The sequence below is a fragment of the Sphingomonas natans genome (genome assembly GCF_030546695.1).
In the GTDB taxonomy this organism is placed as follows: domain Bacteria; phylum Pseudomonadota; class Alphaproteobacteria; order Sphingomonadales; family Sphingomonadaceae; genus Sphingomonas_I; species Sphingomonas_I natans.
In genome coordinates, this window is record NZ_JAUOTP010000001.1 from 714,609 (window position 1) to 732,990 (window position 18,382).

An 18,382-nucleotide genomic window follows, 5' to 3' on the forward strand; every position below is an offset into this window, starting at 1 on the left:
TCTTTACAATGGCCTTCCCAGCACGGCGCAGAGACTTTCGCGCTCAGCCCCGCGCGGGCGGCGCGAACGGCACGAGCATCGGCACGCGGCGGCGATAGGCGGCATAGGCCCCCGCTCCCAGTTCCTCGGCAAGAAAGCGCTCCTCCAGCCGCGCCTTGATCGAGTAGCCGAGGATCATCAGCGCGAAGCCGGCAAGCGCGGTCGGCGTGCCTTTGCCCAGCCCGATCGCCGCCGATCCCATCAGCAAGGCGGTGTAGATCGGGTGGCGGACCAGCGCATAGGGCCCGCTGTCGATGATCCGATGCCCCTCCTTGCGCGTGACCGCGGCCGACCAGAGCTTGCCGAGCGTGAGCCGCGACCAGATGGCGAGGATCATGCCGCCCAATGCCAGCAAGGCGAGCAGCCAGCCGAGCGACGGCGGCACATGCCACAGCCGCGGCAGGAACGGAGTCCATCGCAGGCCCTGCGGCGTGCGCCGATAGATGCCGTCCGCGAACATCAGCGCGAAGGCGAGGATGTTGATCGTCCGATAGACCGCCTGTCGCCGGGCGGGCACGGCAACGTCGGTCCGGTTCGCCCACAGGCCGAGCGCGAGCCAGACGATGCCCCACAGCGTCCAAATCCCGAAAATCGAGGCGAGCCACATGATGCGCGTGTATTACACGAGCACCACGCCTGGCAAGCCGCCTAGCCCGGGACGAGATCGAAGGCGGCGGTCTTGCCGTCGAGGATGTTGCGCGCGAGCAGCGACGACTTGGTCATCGTTTCGGCCACCGCGGCGCGGCCGGCGAGCCAATGCTCGCGCATCGTCCGCGCCGAGAATTCATAGTCGCGCGATCCGCCCTCCCACGCATTGGCACGGTAGATGAGCTGGACGAGGCTCAGCGCGCGCTCGTTGGCGAGCGCATCGAGCTTCATCACGTCGGGGTCGTCCTTCATCGCCGCCGGCAGCTTGGCGAGCACGTTGCGGATGACCTCGCGCTCGCCGCGCAGCTTGAGCATCATGTCGGTCACCTGCCGCGTCCGGCTGGAGAACTGGATCTCCTTGGCGCGCGCGACGACGTCGGTGATCGTCTTCGGCCGCACCGGATTTGCGGCCGGGAACAGATCGACCTGGAAGACGAGCATGTCCTCGTCCTGATGATCCAATATGTGCGTCAGCGGCGTGTTCGACACGAGGCCCCCGTCCCACCACCATTTGCCGTCGATCTCGACCGGCGGCAGCCCAGGCGGCAGCGCGCCCGAGGCCATGATGTGGCGCGCGTCGATCCGCGTCTCGGTCGTGTCGAAGAAGCAGAAATTGCCCGACTCGACCTCGACCGCGCCGACCGACAGCCGCACCGGCCCGGAATTGAGCAGGTCCCAGTCGACGAGCCGATCGAGCGTGCGGCGCAGCGGCGACGTATCGTAGAGGCTGAGCGCGCCGTCCGATCCCGGCACCGCGAAGGCGGGCGGCACCCAGCGCGGCGCGAACATGCCGGGCACGCCCGTCGTCGCCACCACCGCCGCCGAATATTCGTGGAGCATCTCGCGCCCCTGCTCGCCCGTGATCAGCGGAAAGCTCGGCTGGCTCGACGAGGTCTCGGCCCAGAAGGCCTCCAGCGCCTGCATCCGCTGGCCCGGCGGATTGCCCGCGATCAGCGCGCTATTGATCGCGCCGATCGAGATGCCCGCGACCCAATCGAGCGCGATGCCGCGTTCCTCCAGCGCCTCGAACACGCCGATCTGGAACGAGCCGAGCGCGCCCCCGCCCTGGAGGACGAGCGCGACTTTGTCGGGGAGCGGGAGCGAGCGGAGATTGGGGTCAGCTTCAGCCATGAGCCCGCGTTAAACCAGGCGAAATCGGCCGTGAAGCGCGAAGCATGCAACCGCACGGGCAAGCGACGCATTCAGCCCGTAACGATTAGGTCAGGAACTCCACGATGCGGCTCGACGATTACAGGGATAGCGACAATGTCGAGCAGCAGAGCGGCGGGGGCGGCGGCGGTTTCGGCGGCGGCGGTGGTGGCCTCGGCCTGATCTTCGGGCTGATCGCGAGCCGCTTCGGCATCGGCGGCATCGTCGTGCTCGTCATCGGCATGATGCTGTTCGGGATGAACCCCTTGTCGCTGCTCGGCGGCGGCGGCGCGCCGCAGCAGGCGCGCGTGGAGCAGAAGAGCGCGGCGCAGGTCTGCTCGGCCGATCCGGCGCACACCTTCTCGTGCCGCGTCCTTGCCAGCACCGAGGATACGTGGGCCAAGCTCTTCCAGGCCCGCGGCGCGCAATATTCGCCGACGATCCTGAGCTTCTACAATGGCAGCGGCTCATCGGGCTGCGGCGCCGCGCAATCGGCGATGGGCCCCTTCTACTGCCCGACCGACAAGAAGGTCTATCTCGACACCGGCTTCTTCGACGAGCTCACCAACCGCTTCAAGGCCGCCGGCGACTTCGCCGAGGCCTATGTCATCGCGCACGAAGTCGGCCATCACGTCCAGAACCTGACCGGCATCGCCGACAAGGTCCGCGCCGGCCAGCAGGCAGGCGACGAAGCCGCGGGCAATGCGCTCCAGGTCAAGATGGAGCTGCAGGCCGATTGCTATGCGGGCGTCTGGGCCGCCAACAATCGCGACCGGCTCGAGCCCGGCGACATCGAGGAGGGCCTGCGCGCCGCCAATGCCATCGGCGACGACACGCTCCAGAAGTCGGCCGGCCGCACGCCGATGCCCGACAGCTTCACCCACGGCACTTCCGCCGAGCGCATGGCCTGGCTCAAGCGCGGCCTCGACAGCGGCGATCCCGCCCAGTGCGACACGTTCACGGGCTCGATCGACCGGTAGATCCCTGTCCGCTGGGACTGGAGCTTTAGAAAGAAGATTTCCACGCGGAGACGCGGAGACGCAGAGAGAAGAAAAGCGGCGCAGCCATCCCCGTTGTCTTCTTCTCTCCGCGTCTCCGCGTCTCCGCGTCTCCGCGTGATTCAATCTTTTCACCGCATTCGCGGAGCGTCGGTCACACCGCCAGCAACAGCCCCACGAAGGCCACGTAGAACAGTCCCATCCCCGCCAGCAGCCGCCGCGAGACGACCCCGCGCGAGAAGCAGACGAGCATCGTCAGGATCGCCGCCGCGGTCACCCCCGCCGAGATCAGCAGCTCGTGCCCCAGCAGCCAGGGCGTGAAGAACAGGCCGAACGCCGTCGGCACGGTCGCCTGGATCATCATCGCGCCCGAGATATTGGCGAGCGCGAGCCGATATTTGCCCTGCCGCACCCAGATGATCGCGTTCATCGTCTCGGGCAGCTCGGTCGCGATCGGGCTCAGCAGCAAGGCGGTCAGCTGCGGCTTGAGGCCCAGCGCCGGGCCGATGACTCCGAGCTGGCCGACGAAAGTACGCGAGGCGAGGAAGATAACGACGAGCGCGATCCCCGTCTGCAGCAGCGCCATCGCGGTGTGCGGCTCGGGCGCCTTGGGCTGGAGGCGGAGCGGCTCCATCTCCTCCTCGCCCAGGCTGCTTTCGCCGCGCATCTCGCGCAGCACATAGATGCCGTAGGCGGCGAGGAAGAGCAGCCCGGTCCAGGCCTTCAGCGAGAAAAGCACCAGCCCCAGCGCGATCTTCAGCGCGAACAGCACGAGGAACCACGCCTGATCGTCGCGCAGCCCGCGGAAATCGCCGCGCACCTCGGCGGTGAGCGGAAAGCGCTGGCGCGTGATCAGCAGCACGATACCGACCGTCGCATAAGCGATCGTCGAGAGCGCGAGCGGCCCGCCCAGCGCCGCGCCGACCCCCAGTTCCTTCGACGCCGCCGTCGCGCCGAACGCGACCGCGACCAACGTCACCACGCTCTCCGGCAAGGCGGTGCCGAATGCGGCGAGTACGCTGCCCGTCGCCTGCGTGCCGACCGCCAGGCGCCGCCCGACCCACTCGACGCCGTTCACGAAAAACTCGCACGACAGATAGATGACGATTGCGGAGCCGATCAGCAGGATGATCGGTACTATCAGGCTGGGCACTGGAGACTCCCGGGGCCGGCGGCGACGCGCATGAACCGGCCGCCGCCCGGCCCCGAGCGTCCGCCGATCCATGGTCTCGCCAAGCACATGCCGCACGCGCCACGGGCGAACCCGATTGTGTTGACGCGCGCCCCGTATCGTCGGGCGGCTACTCCCCAAGGAAGGAGGCTGTTTTGGCGCGCGTCAACATTGGGGTCAAGAGGCGGCGGTCTGACTCCTGCCCGTTGGGTTCGAGCAGCATCGAGCTTGTCGAGATGCGCCCGTCGAGAACTCCGTCGCACATTCTCGACTGCGATCTCGACCGGGCTCGATCTCCGCTCGAAACGAACGGATCGGTAAAAGCACAAAGAAAAAGGCCCGGCGTCGCCACCGGGCCCCTCTCCGTAATCCGTCGCCCGGGCCTCAATAGGTGCCCGAAAAGCTCCGGTTGAGATTGGTCGAGCGATCCTCGTCCTGTCCGCCGAACAGGCCGCCCGCATTGCGATCCTCGTCGCGCCAATGCGCCTTGGCCTGGTCCGCGGTTTTGCTGATCGTGATCGTGTCTTCCACTGATTGGAGCCATGACGACGGGATCGAATGATGATGCCCGCGCGCATCCTGGTCGGTCTTGGTCAGCTTGATCCGGTCGCCGCGGACATGATCGACGGTGCCGACATGCTGGCCGTCCGAGCCGAGCACCTCCTGATGCTCCTGCACCTTGCCGAGCAGATCGCGCTGGCTCTGCCGCGTCTGGCGCCAGCTGTGGAATTCGCTGTCGAACTTCTGCTGATGCTCGCGGCGATACTCGTCGTAGTCCTGATCGAGCTGCTGGACCTGGCGGCTGCGCCATGAATGGTAGCCGGGATCGCGGCCGCTATCGCTGCGATCATTGCCTGCACCACGCGTCGGCCCGTAATCGCCGGCCGAATATCCGCCGCCGATATCGCCGCCATAGCTCGGCCCGGCATAGCCCGAGCCGTAGGGCGCGAAGCGATCGCTGTCGCGATAGCGCGAGTCCGCACGATTGTCGTAACGCTCGTCGAAGCGGCGGCGGCGCTCGGCCTCCTCGTCGCCGAACCACGAGCGGACCTCGTCGCCGGCGCGATCGAAGAAGCCGCGATCCTGATAGTCATAGCCGCGCGGATCGCGCCCATAATCGCCGCGACCAGCGTCGCCGCGATCGCTGAAGCGCGGACCGGTCTGGTCGTTGCGGGGCTGTCCGCCGCGCCCGTGAGCGCCGTAGCTGCGATTGCGTTCGGCATCGCGCGCATAGTCGCGGCCGCGATCGTCGTTTGTGCCGCCGAAGCGGTTGTCACGCTCGTAAGCCATTCGATCCTCCTGCTTTTCTCTCCAGAAAGAGCGTCGGTCTCTGCGGGCCGGCGCCGTGGGAAGATAAACCGACGGAGCCTTAAGCGGGTTCCTGCCCGGCGCGGCGGATGCGCCCCTCGCTGCGGTGAAACGAGCCGATCGTGTGACCGCGAAGGAACCAGCCGCAATGGCTTTTCGTATCGCACTGTAACGAGCTTGCTCGCGCCCCTCGCCATTCCGGGCGGGCACCTCTAGGGAGGCGGCCATGCGTACGAACCCAACTGGCGAGGGCCGCTCGGTACGCCTGCTCCGCGTCGGCGAGCAGGTGCGGCACAAACTGGCCGAGATCCTGATGCGCGGTGACGTGCATGACGACGTGCTGAGCGCGCATCCGGTATCGGTTACCGAGGTGCGGATGTCGCCCGATCTGCGCCACGCGATGGTGTTCGTGAAGCCGATGCTCGGCCGCGAGGAGGCGATCGTACTAAAAGCGCTGCGCACCAATACCGCCTATCTGCAGAGCGAGATCGCCAAGTCGATCAATCTCAAATATGCCGCGAAACTGCGCTTCGAACTCGACGAGAGCTTCGACGAAGGCGCGCGTATCGATGCTTTGCTCAATTCTCCGATCGTGAAGCGGGACCTTGATGACGACGATGCTTAAGCGCGCCGCCACTCTCATGATGCTGCCGCTCGCTTTGTCGGCGTGCGGCACCAGCAAGCCGAGCGAACCGGATACGGACGGCAAGATCGTGCGCGCCGTGCTTGGCATGCTCGCCTCGGACGGCAAGCCGCTCTGCGTCGAGCGGATCACCTATGGCAGCCCGCTCGTCCAGTATCGCGTCGCGCGGCGCGGGCGGCTCGAGCGTTATTATGCGCTCGAATGGTATCCGCCGACGCCGTTCCGCCCGCCCGCCATGCCGACGCAGCAGCAGTTGCGCGAGGATGTCGCCGCCGAGCGTCGCGCCGACATCCCCGAGCCGCCCGTCCGCCGCGACATGCTGCCGCGCGACCAGCGCTCTTTGATCGACGGCCAGGCCTTCGCCATCTCGGAGGCCGCGGTGCAGACGCACGTCGCGATGATCAAGGACAGCTGGGTGCCAAAGAACGTCCATGCGCGCTGGTGGCCGGGCAAGGATGTCTCGGTCGGCTGCACCGCCCAGTTCGTGCTGTCGGGCGTCAAGCGCAGCGACAAGATCGCGTTCGTCGCGGTACGCGTCTATCACTGGGGCACGCTTTACGCGCTCGAGCCGCAGGGCAATGACTGGAAGGTCACCGCCCAGTGGGGGAGCTGGATGTATTGAGCGCGACGCTCGATCCCTTGCTCCTGATATTGACCAGAAACCGTTCGTGCAGCTCCCCTGAAATCCGTTCGTGCTGAGCTTGTCGAAACACTGTCCTTCCTTCGCTCGAACGGTAGAGCGGCACTTCGACCGGCTCAGCGCGAACGGCTCTAAATGATGACACCACCCACCGCTTCGCTTCTCAAAAGCCCTCCCTCCCGGGACGGCATCCGCCTCGTGCCGCTGTCCGCGGATCATCGCGAAGGCCTGCGCGCGGTCTGCGCCGAGGATGTGGCGATCTGGGAGATCTATCCGGTCAATTTCGGCTTGGACGGGTTCGACGCCGCCTTCGATATCATGCTCGCGCGCCCCGACCGGATCATCTTCGTGATCCATGACGGCGATGCCCTCGTCGGCATGACCGGCTATATCCTGACGATGATCGCCTATCAGACGGTCGAGATCGGCAACTCCTATATCCGCCCCGCCGCGCGCGGCACCGGGCTCAACGGCCGGCTCAAGCGGCTGATGATCGATCACGCCTTCGCCTCCGGCATCCGCCGCGTCGAGCTGCGTGCCGACAGCCGCAACACGCGCTCCTGCGCCGCGATTCGCAAGGTCGGCGGCGTGCTCGATGGCGTACTCCGCCAGGAGCGCGCGACCTGGACGGGCCATGTCCGCGACACCTGCGTCTTCTCGATATTGGCGAGCGAATGGCCGAACCCCTCCACGGCTGGCTGATCCTCGACAAGCCGCTGGGCCTGGGCTCCACGCAGGGCGTCTCTGCGGTCAAGCGCGCGCTGCGCCAGGCGGGCCATCCCAAGGCGCGCGTCGGCCATGGCGGGACGCTCGATCCGCTCGCGACCGGTGTGCTCCCGATCGCGATCGGCGAGGCGACCAAGCTCGCCGGGCGCATGCTCGACAGCGACAAGATCTACGATTTCACGATCCGCTTCGGCGCCCAGACCTCGACGCTGGATGCCGAGGGCGAGGTGGTCGCCGAAAGCGACGTGCGGCCGACTTTGGCACAGGTCGAGGCGGTGCTGCCGGTGTTTACCGGCCCGATCGATCAGGTGCCGCCCGCTTATTCGGCGCTGAAGGTCGACGGCAAGCGCGCCTACGCGCTGGCACGCGCCGGCGAAGAGGTCGTCCTGGCGACGCGGCATGTGACGGTGCATGCCCTCACGATCCTCCCCGGCACGGGGAGGGGGACCGGCGAAGCCGGTGGAGGGGGCTCACAACCTTCCGTATCGCCAGCGGAGAACCCCCTCCACCATGCTGCGCATGGTCCCCCTCCCCGTCTCGGGGAGGATCGGGAAAGCATCACCCTCTCCGCGCACGTCTCCAAGGGCACCTATATCCGCTCCCTCGCGCGCGACATCGCGCTCGCGCTCGGCACGGTCGGCCATGTGACGATGCTCCGCCGCACGAAGGCCGGCCCCTTCGCGCTCGCGGACTCGATATCGCTGGACAAATTGGAGGAGGCCGCTAGAGGAGCGGCGCTGCAGGAGCTGCTCCTGCCGCTGACGGCCGGACTGGACGACATCCCGGTTCTCGCCGTCTCCCCCGATCAGGCCATCGCGCTCCGCCAGGGACGCCGGCTTGCCGGTCACGCAGCACCACCGGGTCTCAACCTCGCGATGCAGGGCGCACTGCCCATAGCGCTCGTCGAGGTTGGCGAAGACATCAAGGTGGTGCGCGGCTTCAATCTGATGTCGGAGTGAATGAACACATGACGATCACCGCCGTGCGCAAAGCCGAAGTCATCAAGGAACATGGCCAGACCGAGGGCGACACCGGGTCGCCGGAAGTCCAGGTCGCGATCCTGACCGAGCGGATCATCAACCTGACCGAGCATTTCAAGACCCACGCGAAGGACAATCACTCGCGCCGCGGTCTGCTGATGATGGTGAACAACCGCCGCAGCCTGCTCGATTATCTCAAGAAGAAGGACGCCGCCCGCTACACTGCCCTCATCGGCAAGCTCGGCCTCCGCAAGTAATCCGAAGGGCGCCTGCGGGCGCCCTTCTCATATCTGCCGCCGTTCCGGGCTAAGACCGGGACGGCGACCAAGACCGGGACAAGGGCAATAAGGCCTGCGTCCGAAGGGGCATCATAGTCCCGCACCGCACGGGCCGGCTGCCCGACAGAACCCCGCAAATCATCGGGGTTCGCCATAGGCCCCCGGCGCATTGGGCGTCGGGAGTGAAGGAAACAGAATGTTCGATATCAAGAAGACGGAAGTCCAGTGGGGCGGCAAGACGCTGACCCTGGAAACGGGCCGCGTCGCCCGCCAGGCCGACGGCGCGGTGCTCGCGACGCTCGGCGAGACCGTGGTCCTCTGCGCGGTCACCGCCGCGCGCTCCGTCAAGGAAGGGCAGGATTTCTTCCCGCTCACCGTCCACTATCAGGAAAAGTATAGCGCGGCCGGGCGCATCCCCGGCGGCTTCTTCAAGCGCGAGCGCGGCGCGACCGAGAAGGAGACGCTGACCAGCCGGCTCATCGATCGTCCGATCCGCCCCCTCTTCCCCGAGGGTTTCTACAACGAGATCAACGTCATCTGCCAGGTTCTCAGCTATGACGGCGAGAATGAGCCGGACGTGCTGGCGATGGTCGCCGCCTCGGCCGCGCTCACCATCTCCGGCGTGCCGTTCATGGGCCCGATCGGCGCCGCGCGCGTCGGCTATATCGAGGGTGAGTATATCCTCAACCCGACCCAGGAGCAGATCAAGGCGGGCGATCTCGATCTCGTCGTCGCCGCCACCGGCAATGCCGTGATGATGGTCGAATCCGAAGCCAAGGAGCTTTCGGAAGACGTCATGCTCGGCGCGGTCCAGTTCGCGCACAAGGCGTGCCGCGAGGCCGTCAACGCGATCATCGATCTCGCCGAGAAGGCCGCCAAGGATCCGTGGGAAATGGCCGCTCAGGCCGATCTCTCGGCCGCCAAGGACAAGCTCAAGAAGCTGATCGGCAAGGACATCGCCGCCGCCTACAAGGTGACCGACAAGTCCAAGCGTTCGGGCCTGCTCAACGAGGCGCGCGCCAAGGGCAAGACCGCCTTCGCCGATGCCGCCCCGCAGGACCAGATGGCCGCCGGCAAGCTCATGAAGAAGCTGGAAGCCGAGATCGTCCGCACCGCCATCCTGAAGGACGGCAGCCGCATCGATGGCCGCACCACCACCCAGATCCGTCCGATCGAGGCGATGGTCCACTTCCTGCCGCGCGCACACGGCTCGGCCCTGTTCACGCGCGGCGAGACGCAGTCCATCTGCTCGACTACGCTCGGCACCAAGGATGCCGAGCAGATGATCGATGGCCTGTCGGGCCTGTCGTACGAGCGCTTCATGCTCCACTACAACTTCCCGCCTTATTCGGTCGGTGAAGTCGGCCGCTTCGGCGCTCCCGGGCGTCGCGAAGTCGGCCACGGCAAGCTCGCCTGGCGCGCTCTGCACCCGGTCCTGCCGAGCGTGGAGGAATTCCCCTACACGGTGCGCGTCCTGTCCGACATCACCGAGAGCAACGGCTCCTCGTCGATGGCCACGGTCTGCGGCGGTTCGCTGTCGATGATGGATGCCGGCGTGCCGCTCAAGCGCCCGGTCTCGGGCATCGCGATGGGCCTGATCCTCGAAGGCAAGAACTTCGCGGTCCTGTCCGACATCCTCGGCGACGAGGATCATCTCGGCGACATGGACTTCAAGGTCGCCGGCACGTCCGAGGGCATCACCACGATGCAGATGGACATCAAGATCGCCGGCATCACCGAGGAGATCATGAAGGCCGCGCTCGCCCAGGCCAAGGAAGGCCGCGCGCACATCCTGGAAGAGATGGCCAAGGCGCTCACCGGCGTCGGCGAGCTCTCCGCGCATGCCCCGCGCATCGAGACGATGTCCGTTCCCAAGGACAAGATCCGCGATGTGATCGGCACGGGCGGCAAGGTGATCCGCGAGATCGTCGCGACCACCGGCGCCAAGGTCGACATCGAGGATGACGGCACCGTCAAGATCTCGTCGTCGGATCCGGAGAAGATCGCCGCGGCCCGCAAGTGGATCGAAGGCATCACGATGGAGGCCGAGGTCGGCAAGGTCTATACCGGCAAGGTCGCCAGCATGGTCGATTTCGGTGCCTTCGTCACGTTCATGCCGGGCAAGGACGGCCTCGTCCACATCTCGGAAATCAAGAACGAGCGCGTCGCCAAGGTCTCCGACGTCCTGACCGAAGGCCAGGAGGTCAAGGTCAAGGTTCTCGAGATCGACGGCCGCGGCAAGGTCCGCCTGTCGATGCGCGTCGTCGATCAGGAGACCGGCACCGAGCTGGAGGACACGCGCCCCGCACGCGAGCCGCGCGAGGGCGGCGACCGTCCCGATCGTGGTGATCGTCCGCGCGGCGACCGTCGTCGCGAAGGCGGCCCGGGCGGCGGTGGCGATCGTGGCCCGCGTCGCGAAGGCGGCGATCGTGGTCCCCGTCGTGAAGGCGGCGACCGCGGCCCGCGGCGCGAGCCGAGCGCCGGCGGTGACGAGGCCCCGGCCCCCTTCGCCCCGGCCTTCCTGAACCGCGACGACGATTGATCTAGCGCTCAGAGCTGAAACGGAAAGGGGGCCGAAAGGCCCCCTTTTTGTTGGTGTGCTTCGATTGCTGAGACGCAGTTAAGCGCCGCAACGTTGATACGCTCTTGATCCTCGACTTCGATGTATTGGCCATGAGACGATAGCACTGATAGGATCCTCGGATTGGAGGAGCCAATGGTCTCAACGAACGCAGTGGTCGCGGTGGCAGCGCCAGCAACATCTCATTTCATCTTTAGTCTTTCGGATCTCGCGATCATCTTAGCTACGCTGTTAGGCCCTATACTCGCGATCCAAGCACAAAAATGGCTTGAGCGCAGCAAGGCGGTCAAAGATCGTCGTCTCACTATATTCCGGACCTTGATGGCCACTAGAGCGACCCGTATTTCGCCTCAACACGTTGAAGCACTGAACGCCGTTCCAGTAGATTTTTATGGACCGGACAAGCCACGGCTGAGGGCGATCACCGACGATTGGCAATCGTACATGGATCTACTTAACGATACGTCGATGAACTCCGATGCCGGTTCGATAGCTCGCGGCAATGCCCTCGTTGCAATGCTTCGTAAAATTGCCAATCTTCTCGGCTACAATTTTAATGAATCCGATATCAAACGTGTTTATCATCCAGAAGGATTAGTAACAACCGAGCTAGAACATGCCGCCATCCGTCGGGGTATCGTACGAATGTTCGCTGGCGAGATCAGTCTTCCGATGTCTGTTAAAGAATTTCCGTCAGATCCTGAATTTTCTGAAAGACAAAGCACACTTAATGCGCTTGCTACAGAGTGGCTCATGGGCGAGCGCGCCGTAAAGGTAAGCGGCGAGTCTTCGCCAGATATGGAATAATCAATATTACACATCGCAGTGATATACACCTGCGCGGATGCGCCCGAAAGCAATTCGCGTAGTCTATCGAGACGTCGCATTTATCGTCTCGATCGGCAGGAACAGCACCCGACTATCCTCCGGAAATTCGATAAACTCCGCACAGGCCAGATAGAAGCCTCGCGCCCTCTCATCCTTCGCCTGCACGAGCACGGCCCTGATGCCGATGCTCTGCGCGGCGGCGGCGATCCGGCGCAGCGCATCGGCCAGCAGGTCCGCGCCCAGCCCGCGGCCGGCATAAGCCCGGCTCACCGCCAGTCGCCCGATGACCGCGACGGGGATCGCCTCCGGCGCATTGCGGCGCAGCGCACCAGGCGCTGCCGCGCGCTCCACCGCGCCGGCCGAAATGCAATAAAAACCGGCCACCACCGCCCCCTCGCAGACCACATAGGTGCGGGAGAAGCGGCTCTCATTCTTCAGCGCGCGCTGCTTCAGCCAAATATCAAGCGCGGGCTCGCCGCAGTCGAAGGCGGACAGGTCATGCGCCGCCGTGAGGGGGAGCGGCGCGGATAGCGTCATGCGCGACCCCAGCACCGACGCGGCCCCCCACCCCCGTTCGCCCTGAGCTTGTCGAAGGGCTGTTCTGCCTTGCGCGCAAGAAGGACAGTGCTTCGGCAGGCTCAGCACGAACGGACAAAAGGGTCGGCACTATGAGGCTTCCCGCGTCGCGCCTCAGCCCTGCCACGCGGGCTTCCGCGCCAGCAGCGCGCGCAGCTTGGGGCCGGGCGCGGGCGGATTGTCGAGCGCATCGACGAACGCCGCATGCTGGACGTCGCTCAACACGAACAGGCGCTGATCCAGCAGCACGTCGATCGCCTGCGCGCGCGCGCTGTCGATCATGAATTCGGTGCGCGTCTTGCCGAGGACCGCCGCCGCCTCGTCTATGATCCGGCGCGTCTGCGCCTCGATCCGCAGATTGATGCTGCCCTTGGGATCGCTCCGTCCCGCCAGACCCAGGTCTTCCCGCATCGAACCGTCCTCCGTTGCCCACCAAGATGCGATACCGTATCCACAACGTCAATACGCTGCGTATTGGATCGGCATTTCCCGATCCATCTTGCGCCTCGTTCAACCATCGGCTAATCCCGATGCATGACGCAAGACGACGCTCTCGCCACCCTCGCCGCGCTCGCGCACCCCACCCGGCTCGATGCCTTCCGCCTGCTCGTCCGCCACGAGCCTGACGGCCTGCCGACCGGCGCGCTCGTCGCCGCGAGCGGGCTCACGCAGAGCACCTTCTCCACGCACCTCGCCGTCCTCGCCAAGGCCGGGCTCGTCGTCGCGCGCAAGAGCGGGCGGCAGCAGGTCCAGCGCGCCGATCTCGATCGGCTGCGCGCGCTGATGACCTTCCTCGCCAGGGATTGCTGCGAGGGCCGCGCCGAACTGTGCGACCCCCTGCTCGCCGATCTCGCCTGCTGCTGAGAGCTCCGAATGACCGACATCATCCTCTACCACAATCCGGCCTGCGCCACCTCGCGCAACACGCTCGCCCTGATCCGCAATGCCGGGATCGAGCCGCACATCATCGAGTATCTGAAGACCCCGCCCGCGCGCGCCCTGCTCGTCCAATTGATCGCGCGCGCCGGCCTCACGCCCCGCGCCCTGCTGCGCGAGAAGGACACGCCCTTCGCCGCGCTCGGGCTGGCCGACGAGAGCCTCCCCGAGGAGGCGCTGATCGATGCGATGCTCGCGCACCCGATCCTCATCAATCGCCCGCTCGTCGTCTCGCCGCTCGGCGTGAGACTGTGCCGCCCGTCCGAGGCGGTGCTCGACCTCCTTCCCGCCCCCCAGCGCGGGGCCTTCGCCAAGGAGGATGGCGCCCTGGTCGTCGATGCCTCCGGCCGGACAGTGATCTGAACATGGCCACCCTCGCCCCAGCCCCCGCCAAAGCTCCCGAACCCCGCCCGATCATGAACCTGTTCGAGCGCTGGCTCACGCTCTGGGTCGCGCTCTGCATCCTCGCCGGCATCGCGCTCGGCCAGATCGCGCCCGGTGCCTTCGCCGCGATCGCCGCGGCCGAGGTCGCGCGCGTCAATCTCGTCGTCGCCGTCCTCATCTGGCTGATGATCGTGCCGATGCTGCTCAAGATCGATTTCGCGGCCTTGGGCGCGGTCCGCCGCCACTGGCGCGGCGTCGGCGTCACCCTGTTCGTCAATTGGGCGGTGAAGCCCTTCTCGATGGCGCTGCTCGGCACGCTGTTCCTCGGCTGGCTGTTCCTGCCGTTGCTGCCCGCGGGCCAGGCGCCGTCCTACATAGCCGGGCTGATCCTGCTCGCCGCCGCGCCCTGCACGGCGATGGTCTTCGTCTGGTCCAATCTGTGCGAGGGCGATCCGTCCTTCACGCTGACGCAGGTCGCGCTGAACGACGCGCTGATGATCGTCCTGTTCGCGCCGCTCGTCGCCCTGCTGCTCGGCGTCGCCTCGGTCGCGGTGCCTTGGGCGACGCTTCTGCTCTCGGTCGGCCTCTACATCCTTGTTCCGGTCGCGCTCGCGCAGCTGCTGCGCCGCGCGATCCTGTCCACGGGCGGGCAGGCCGCGCTCGATCGCCTGCTCGCCGCGCTCGGCCCGGTCTCGCTCGTCGCTCTGCTCGCGACGCTGATCCTGCTGTTCGGCTTCCAGGGCGCGCAGATCGTCCGTCAGCCGCTCGTCATCGCGCTCATCGCCGTGCCGATCCTGCTGCAGGTCTATCTGAACGCGGGCATCGCCTATCTGCTCTCGCGCCGCCTCGGCGTCGCCTGGTGCGTCGCCGCCCCTGCCGCGCTCATCGGCGCGTCCAACTTCTTCGAGCTCGCCGTCGCCGCCGCCATCTCCCTGTTCGGCCTCCATTCGGGCGCGGCGCTGGCCACGGTCGTCGGCGTGCTGGTCGAGGTGCCGGTGATGCTCACCGTCGTCGGCATCGTGAAGCGCACGCGCGGCTGGTACGAGGCCGGGGCGCAGCCGCGCTCCAGATAGGTTCGACGGCGACCCTCCCTTTTACCATTTGCAATGTAGGATTTCGTGTGAGAGCTGGTGTGTCCGCTGTTTCATCTGGAGCCGGACGCCATGATCTTCCCCCGCTCGGCCATGCCCCTCCCGCCACGCGCCCTCGCGGGTACGCCTGCGTATGCGTGCGCGCTCGCACGTACGGGCGCGCGTCGCGCCCGCGCGCGTACAAGCGTGACTCAGTGTGACTCGCTTTTGCGCGGCGGGCCCCGGAGAGCGGGGTCGGGGGGTGACGTAGTGTCAACTTTGTCAACTTCCGCGCACCCGCCCCGCCCCCGCAAACGCCGTTTCCGGGGGGGACGTGGCGTGAACTTCGTGAACTTCCGCGCCGAAAAACGCGACGGACCGAAATCATGGTAAATCTTCGCTAACCATCTTGGCGCAGGCTTTTTCCGGGCAATCCTGCCCAGGAGTACAGGTCATGACCTCCATTTCCGGAAGCATGTCCGCGGCCTCGATGATGTCGCCCAGCGATCGGATGAAGCTCGCGCTGCAATCCGCCGTCTCGGCCGGCACGGTGAAGTCCACCGATCAGAGCGCGTTGTCCGGCGCGCTCGACGATATCGATGCCGCGATGAAATCGTCCGGCCCGCCGTCCGCGGGCGTCACGCCGGGCGGAATGAAGACCAAGATGGATTCGCTGATCGACAATGAGGTTGCCGACGGCAAGCTGACCGACGATCAGGCGACCGAGCTGAAGCAGGTCTTCGCGAATGCCGCGGGATCGATGAAGGGGGCGCATGGTCCGCATGGCCCGCCGCCGCCTTCGCCCGACGACAGCGACGACGATCCCACCACGACCGCGACGACTTCGACCGGCAGCACCGATTCGACCAAGTCGGCGATCGAGCAGATGATCGCCTTCCTGCAGAAGCTCGAGGATTCGATGACATCGACCTCGCCGTACACGTCCAGCGGCAGCAGCACCGCGTCGGGCAGCACCGCCTCGTCCGTGCTGATCAACGCGGTCGCGTAGAGCTTGGCCTTCCCGCCGGCGGGGAGGCCGTGCGGGGCCCGGGAGCCAACCCGGTAGGCCGACGGGGTGCAACCCGTCACACGCGCCCGACCCTGCGCGCATCCGCACCCGCAAGCGGGCAAGACGCTCTTCCCAAGCGCGGATTGCCGCCGGATTTCGCAAATATTGCGGCGCTCAGACGGGCGTCAGCAGCGGCTTTCCGCCAAGATATGCCTCGATATTGTCGATCGCGAGCTTCGCCATCTGCGCCCGCGTCTCGCGCGTCGCGCTCCCCTGGTGCGGCAGCAGCACGACGCTCTCCAGCCCGAACAAAGCCTCGGGTACGTGGGGCTCGTCCGCGAACACATCCAGCCCCGCCCCGCCGAGCTTGCCCGACACGAGCGCTTCGACCAGCGCCTCCTCGTCGACCACCGAGCCGCGGGCGATGTTGATCAGCACGCCCTCCGGCCCCAGCGCCTCGATCACCGCCTTGCCGACCAGCCCCTTCGTGCCCCCGCCGCCCGCGACCGCAACGACGAGCACCTCGGCCCACTGTGCCAGCGCGACCGGATCCGCCTCGTAGCGCCACTCGGCGCCGGCCTTCGGCGAGCGCGAATGATAGGCGATCTCGCCCGCGATCGGCCGCACCCGCTCGGCGATCGCGAGCCCGATCCGCCCGAGCCCGAGGATGCCGATCCTGCGCCCGGTCAGGCTGCGCGACAGGCCCGGCGTGCCCTCGCTCGCCCAGCGCCCCTCCCGCACATACTGGTCATAGTGCGGGATCTTGCGGAACACGCTCAGCATCAGCGCCAGCGCGAGATCGGCGACGTCGTCGGTCAGCACGTCGGGCGTGTTGGTCACGGCGATGCCGCGCGCCTTGGCATATTCGACATCGACCTTGTCATAGCCGACCGCGCAGACCGCGATCAGCTTCAGATCTGGGCAGGCGTCGATCGTCGCCGCATCGATCCCCTCGTTCCCGCCCGTCAGCGCGACCGCGATGCCGGGGCCGGGCTCGGACTGCAGCGAATATCGCTCGCCGAGGCCCTCGAGCCCGAACAGATCGGGGCGTTTCATCAGCATCAGCACGGGAGAGGTGTCGGTCATGCAGGTTCCCTATGGGGCAAGGCGGGCGGCGGACAGGGGGACAAGCCGATCCGCGCCGCCAGTCGGACGAACGGACCGTCAGGCGAACAGGTTCACAACCTCAGCATCGCCCGCCACCGCATCCAGCAGCAGCGAGCGGTGACACCCTGCCGGCTCGCGCTCGTAGCAGAGCAAGGCGCTGGGCTTCTCGGCCGCGAGATCGCGCATCATCGCCGCCTGCGCGATCGCCTCGGGCAGTTCGAGCTGCCCGGCATAGATGCGCGCGAGATCGTCGTGCCGCCCCTTGCGCGCCGCCTCGCGCCCTTCGGCGGGGGTGCCGAGCGCGCGGAGGTGGACATAGTCGATCCCTTCCTCCGCCAGCCCGCCCTTCAGCGCGGTCTTGGAGAAGCCGGGCCGGCGCGACAGCGGCAGCGCGCGCACGTCGATCACGCGGCCCACGCCCGCCGCCTGCAAAGCCGCGATCAGCTCGGCCTGCGTCACCTGTTCATAGCCAATCGTGAAGATCTTCATGCGCGGAAGATAAGGACGTTGGCGCCCGTTTCATCCCGTTCGGACAGCACCTTATTTTTCGGCGATGCGCTTGGCCGCCTCGATCAGCTCGACCGGCATCATCGCGATGATGGTGCTGTTATGCTCCACGCCGATCTCGGTCAGTGCCTGCAGCCGCCGCATTTCGAGCGCACCGGGCGTACCGCTGACGATGCCCGCCGCTTCGGCGAGCGTCGTCGCCGCATCGCGCTCGCCCTCGGCCTTGATAATCCGCGCGCGCTTCTCGCGGATCGCCTCCGCCTCGCGGCCGATCGCGCGCTGCATCTGCTCGGGAATGTCCATGTCCTTCAGCTCGATCGAGTCGACGACGACACCCCAATGATCGCAGGCCTTGGCCATCATCTCCTGCAGCTTCACGTTGATGAGCATCCGGTCCTTCAGCATGCCGTCGAGATCGGACTGTCCGATCACGTCGCGCATCGCCGTCTCGGCTGCCTGGACCACCGCCCCCTGCCAGTTGATCACCGTCGTCACGACGCGCGTGCTGTCCTTCGCGCGGAACCAGAGCACCGCATTGACCTTCACCGGCACGCCGTCGCGCGTTACCGTCTCCTGCGTATCGAGCACGGAGGTGATCGTGCGCAGATCGACCTTCTGGACGCGATCGACCCAGGGGATCAGCCAGTACCAGCCTGGTCCCTTCGCCTCGCCCAGCCGCCCGAGCCGGAACAGCACGGCGCGCTCATATTCCTGGTTGACGCCGAACGACTTGAGCAGGGTCGGCAAGCCGATGACGAGCAGGAAGATCAGGAAGGCCAGTCCGCCGGTCAGCATCATACATCC

Annotated in this window: 21 protein-coding genes and 1 riboswitch; of the genes, 12 read left to right on the forward strand and 9 right to left on the reverse strand. The window is 66.5% G+C overall.

The features are described 5' to 3' along the window. Positions 1 to 43 precede the first annotated feature (43 nt). Together Q4F19_RS03435 and Q4F19_RS03440 are read right to left on the reverse strand one after the other, a co-directional pair. Entirely contained in the window at positions 44 to 646 is a 603-nt protein-coding gene (locus Q4F19_RS03435; protein ID WP_303539810.1) for a methyltransferase family protein, read from the reverse strand. Positions 647 to 687: 41 nt separating this feature from the next. After that, positions 688 to 1,818, reverse strand: a complete 1,131-nt coding sequence (locus Q4F19_RS03440) for a patatin-like phospholipase family protein (RefSeq protein ID WP_303539812.1) — start codon at positions 1,816 to 1,818, stop codon at positions 688 to 690. A gap of 104 nt (positions 1,819 to 1,922) precedes the next feature. Between Q4F19_RS03440 and ypfJ the strand changes: the two genes are divergently transcribed. Beyond that, positions 1,923 to 2,816, forward strand: coding sequence for a KPN_02809 family neutral zinc metallopeptidase (ypfJ, locus tag Q4F19_RS03445; RefSeq protein ID WP_303539814.1), 894 nt, complete (start codon positions 1,923 to 1,925; stop codon positions 2,814 to 2,816). Between the two features lie 172 nt (positions 2,817 to 2,988). Here the strand turns inward: ypfJ and Q4F19_RS03450 are convergent, their stop codons facing one another. Next, complete coding sequence (locus Q4F19_RS03450) at positions 2,989 to 3,987, reverse strand: sodium:calcium antiporter (protein WP_303539817.1); 999 nt, start codon at positions 3,985 to 3,987, stop codon at positions 2,989 to 2,991. 28 nt (positions 3,988 to 4,015) lie between these two features. Further along, positions 4,016 to 4,164, reverse strand: a riboswitch (yybP-ykoY riboswitch). A 225-nt stretch (positions 4,165 to 4,389) separates the two neighbouring features. After that, positions 4,390 to 5,295 (reverse strand): DUF2171 domain-containing protein, encoded by a 906-nt coding sequence (locus Q4F19_RS03455; protein WP_303539819.1) that lies wholly within the window; start codon positions 5,293 to 5,295, stop codon positions 4,390 to 4,392. Between the two features lie 244 nt (positions 5,296 to 5,539). Here Q4F19_RS03455 and rbfA point away from each other — a divergent pair, with 244 nt between their 5' ends. From rbfA to Q4F19_RS03490, 7 genes are all read left to right on the forward strand, one after another. Beyond that, positions 5,540 to 5,938 (forward strand): 30S ribosome-binding factor RbfA, encoded by a 399-nt coding sequence (rbfA, locus tag Q4F19_RS03460; RefSeq protein ID WP_303539821.1) that lies wholly within the window; start codon positions 5,540 to 5,542, stop codon positions 5,936 to 5,938. Next, complete coding sequence (locus Q4F19_RS03465) at positions 5,922 to 6,578, forward strand: hypothetical protein (protein ID WP_303539822.1); 657 nt, start codon at positions 5,922 to 5,924, stop codon at positions 6,576 to 6,578. The genes rbfA and Q4F19_RS03465 overlap by 17 nt, the downstream gene beginning before the upstream one ends. A gap of 153 nt (positions 6,579 to 6,731) precedes the next feature. Beyond that, a complete protein-coding gene (locus Q4F19_RS03470) occupies positions 6,732 to 7,298 on the forward strand; it encodes a GNAT family N-acetyltransferase (RefSeq protein ID WP_303539825.1) in 567 nt (188 codons plus the stop codon). Continuing rightward, positions 7,271 to 8,281 carry a tRNA pseudouridine(55) synthase TruB gene (gene truB, locus Q4F19_RS03475; protein WP_303539827.1) on the forward strand — a complete coding sequence of 337 codons (1,011 nt, stop codon included), beginning with the start codon at positions 7,271 to 7,273 and terminating at the stop codon, positions 8,279 to 8,281. The genes Q4F19_RS03470 and truB overlap by 28 nt, the downstream gene beginning before the upstream one ends. A gap of 8 nt (positions 8,282 to 8,289) precedes the next feature. After that, complete coding sequence (rpsO, locus tag Q4F19_RS03480) at positions 8,290 to 8,559, forward strand: 30S ribosomal protein S15 (protein ID WP_303539830.1); 270 nt, start codon at positions 8,290 to 8,292, stop codon at positions 8,557 to 8,559. A 217-nt stretch (positions 8,560 to 8,776) separates the two neighbouring features. After that, entirely contained in the window at positions 8,777 to 11,122 is a 2,346-nt protein-coding gene (gene pnp / locus Q4F19_RS03485; RefSeq protein ID WP_303539832.1) for a polyribonucleotide nucleotidyltransferase, read from the forward strand. 174 nt (positions 11,123 to 11,296) lie between these two features. After that, positions 11,297 to 11,968 (forward strand): DUF6680 family protein, encoded by a 672-nt coding sequence (locus tag Q4F19_RS03490; protein ID WP_303539833.1) that lies wholly within the window; start codon positions 11,297 to 11,299, stop codon positions 11,966 to 11,968. Between the two features lie 63 nt (positions 11,969 to 12,031). Here Q4F19_RS03490 and Q4F19_RS03495 read toward each other — a convergent pair whose 3' ends face one another. Together Q4F19_RS03495 and Q4F19_RS03500 are read right to left on the reverse strand one after the other, a co-directional pair. Next, entirely contained in the window at positions 12,032 to 12,526 is a 495-nt protein-coding gene (locus Q4F19_RS03495) for a GNAT family N-acetyltransferase (RefSeq protein ID WP_303539834.1), read from the reverse strand. Between the two features lie 153 nt (positions 12,527 to 12,679). Beyond that, positions 12,680 to 12,976, reverse strand: a complete 297-nt coding sequence (locus Q4F19_RS03500) for a type II toxin-antitoxin system TacA family antitoxin (RefSeq protein ID WP_303539835.1) — start codon at positions 12,974 to 12,976, stop codon at positions 12,680 to 12,682. Positions 12,977 to 13,099: 123 nt separating this feature from the next. Here Q4F19_RS03500 and Q4F19_RS03505 point away from each other — a divergent pair, with 123 nt between their 5' ends. From Q4F19_RS03505 to Q4F19_RS03520, 4 genes are all read left to right on the forward strand, one after another. Further along, positions 13,100 to 13,429 (forward strand): ArsR/SmtB family transcription factor, encoded by a 330-nt coding sequence (locus Q4F19_RS03505; protein WP_303539837.1) that lies wholly within the window; start codon positions 13,100 to 13,102, stop codon positions 13,427 to 13,429. 9 nt (positions 13,430 to 13,438) lie between these two features. Further along, entirely contained in the window at positions 13,439 to 13,864 is a 426-nt protein-coding gene (gene arsC / locus Q4F19_RS03510) for an arsenate reductase (glutaredoxin) (RefSeq protein WP_303539840.1), read from the forward strand. A gap of 2 nt (positions 13,865 to 13,866) precedes the next feature. After that, on the forward strand, positions 13,867 to 14,958 hold the full coding sequence (arsB, locus tag Q4F19_RS03515; RefSeq protein ID WP_303539842.1) for an ACR3 family arsenite efflux transporter: 1,092 nt from the start codon (positions 13,867 to 13,869) through the stop codon (positions 14,956 to 14,958). Between the two features lie 451 nt (positions 14,959 to 15,409). Then, positions 15,410 to 15,964, forward strand: coding sequence for a hypothetical protein (locus Q4F19_RS03520; protein ID WP_303539844.1), 555 nt, complete (start codon positions 15,410 to 15,412; stop codon positions 15,962 to 15,964). Between the two features lie 174 nt (positions 15,965 to 16,138). On the opposite strand, the gene Q4F19_RS03525 is transcribed toward Q4F19_RS03520, so the two are convergent. The 3 genes from Q4F19_RS03525 to Q4F19_RS03535 form a co-directional block, all read right to left on the reverse strand. Continuing rightward, entirely contained in the window at positions 16,139 to 17,050 is a 912-nt protein-coding gene (locus Q4F19_RS03525; protein WP_303539846.1) for a 2-hydroxyacid dehydrogenase, read from the reverse strand. 78 nt (positions 17,051 to 17,128) lie between these two features. After that, on the reverse strand, positions 17,129 to 17,560 hold the full coding sequence (locus tag Q4F19_RS03530) for a DUF488 domain-containing protein (RefSeq protein ID WP_303539848.1): 432 nt from the start codon (positions 17,558 to 17,560) through the stop codon (positions 17,129 to 17,131). A gap of 51 nt (positions 17,561 to 17,611) precedes the next feature. After that, on the reverse strand, positions 17,612 to 18,376 hold the full coding sequence (locus Q4F19_RS03535; RefSeq protein WP_303539850.1) for an SPFH domain-containing protein: 765 nt from the start codon (positions 18,374 to 18,376) through the stop codon (positions 17,612 to 17,614). Positions 18,377 to 18,382 lie beyond the last annotated feature (6 nt).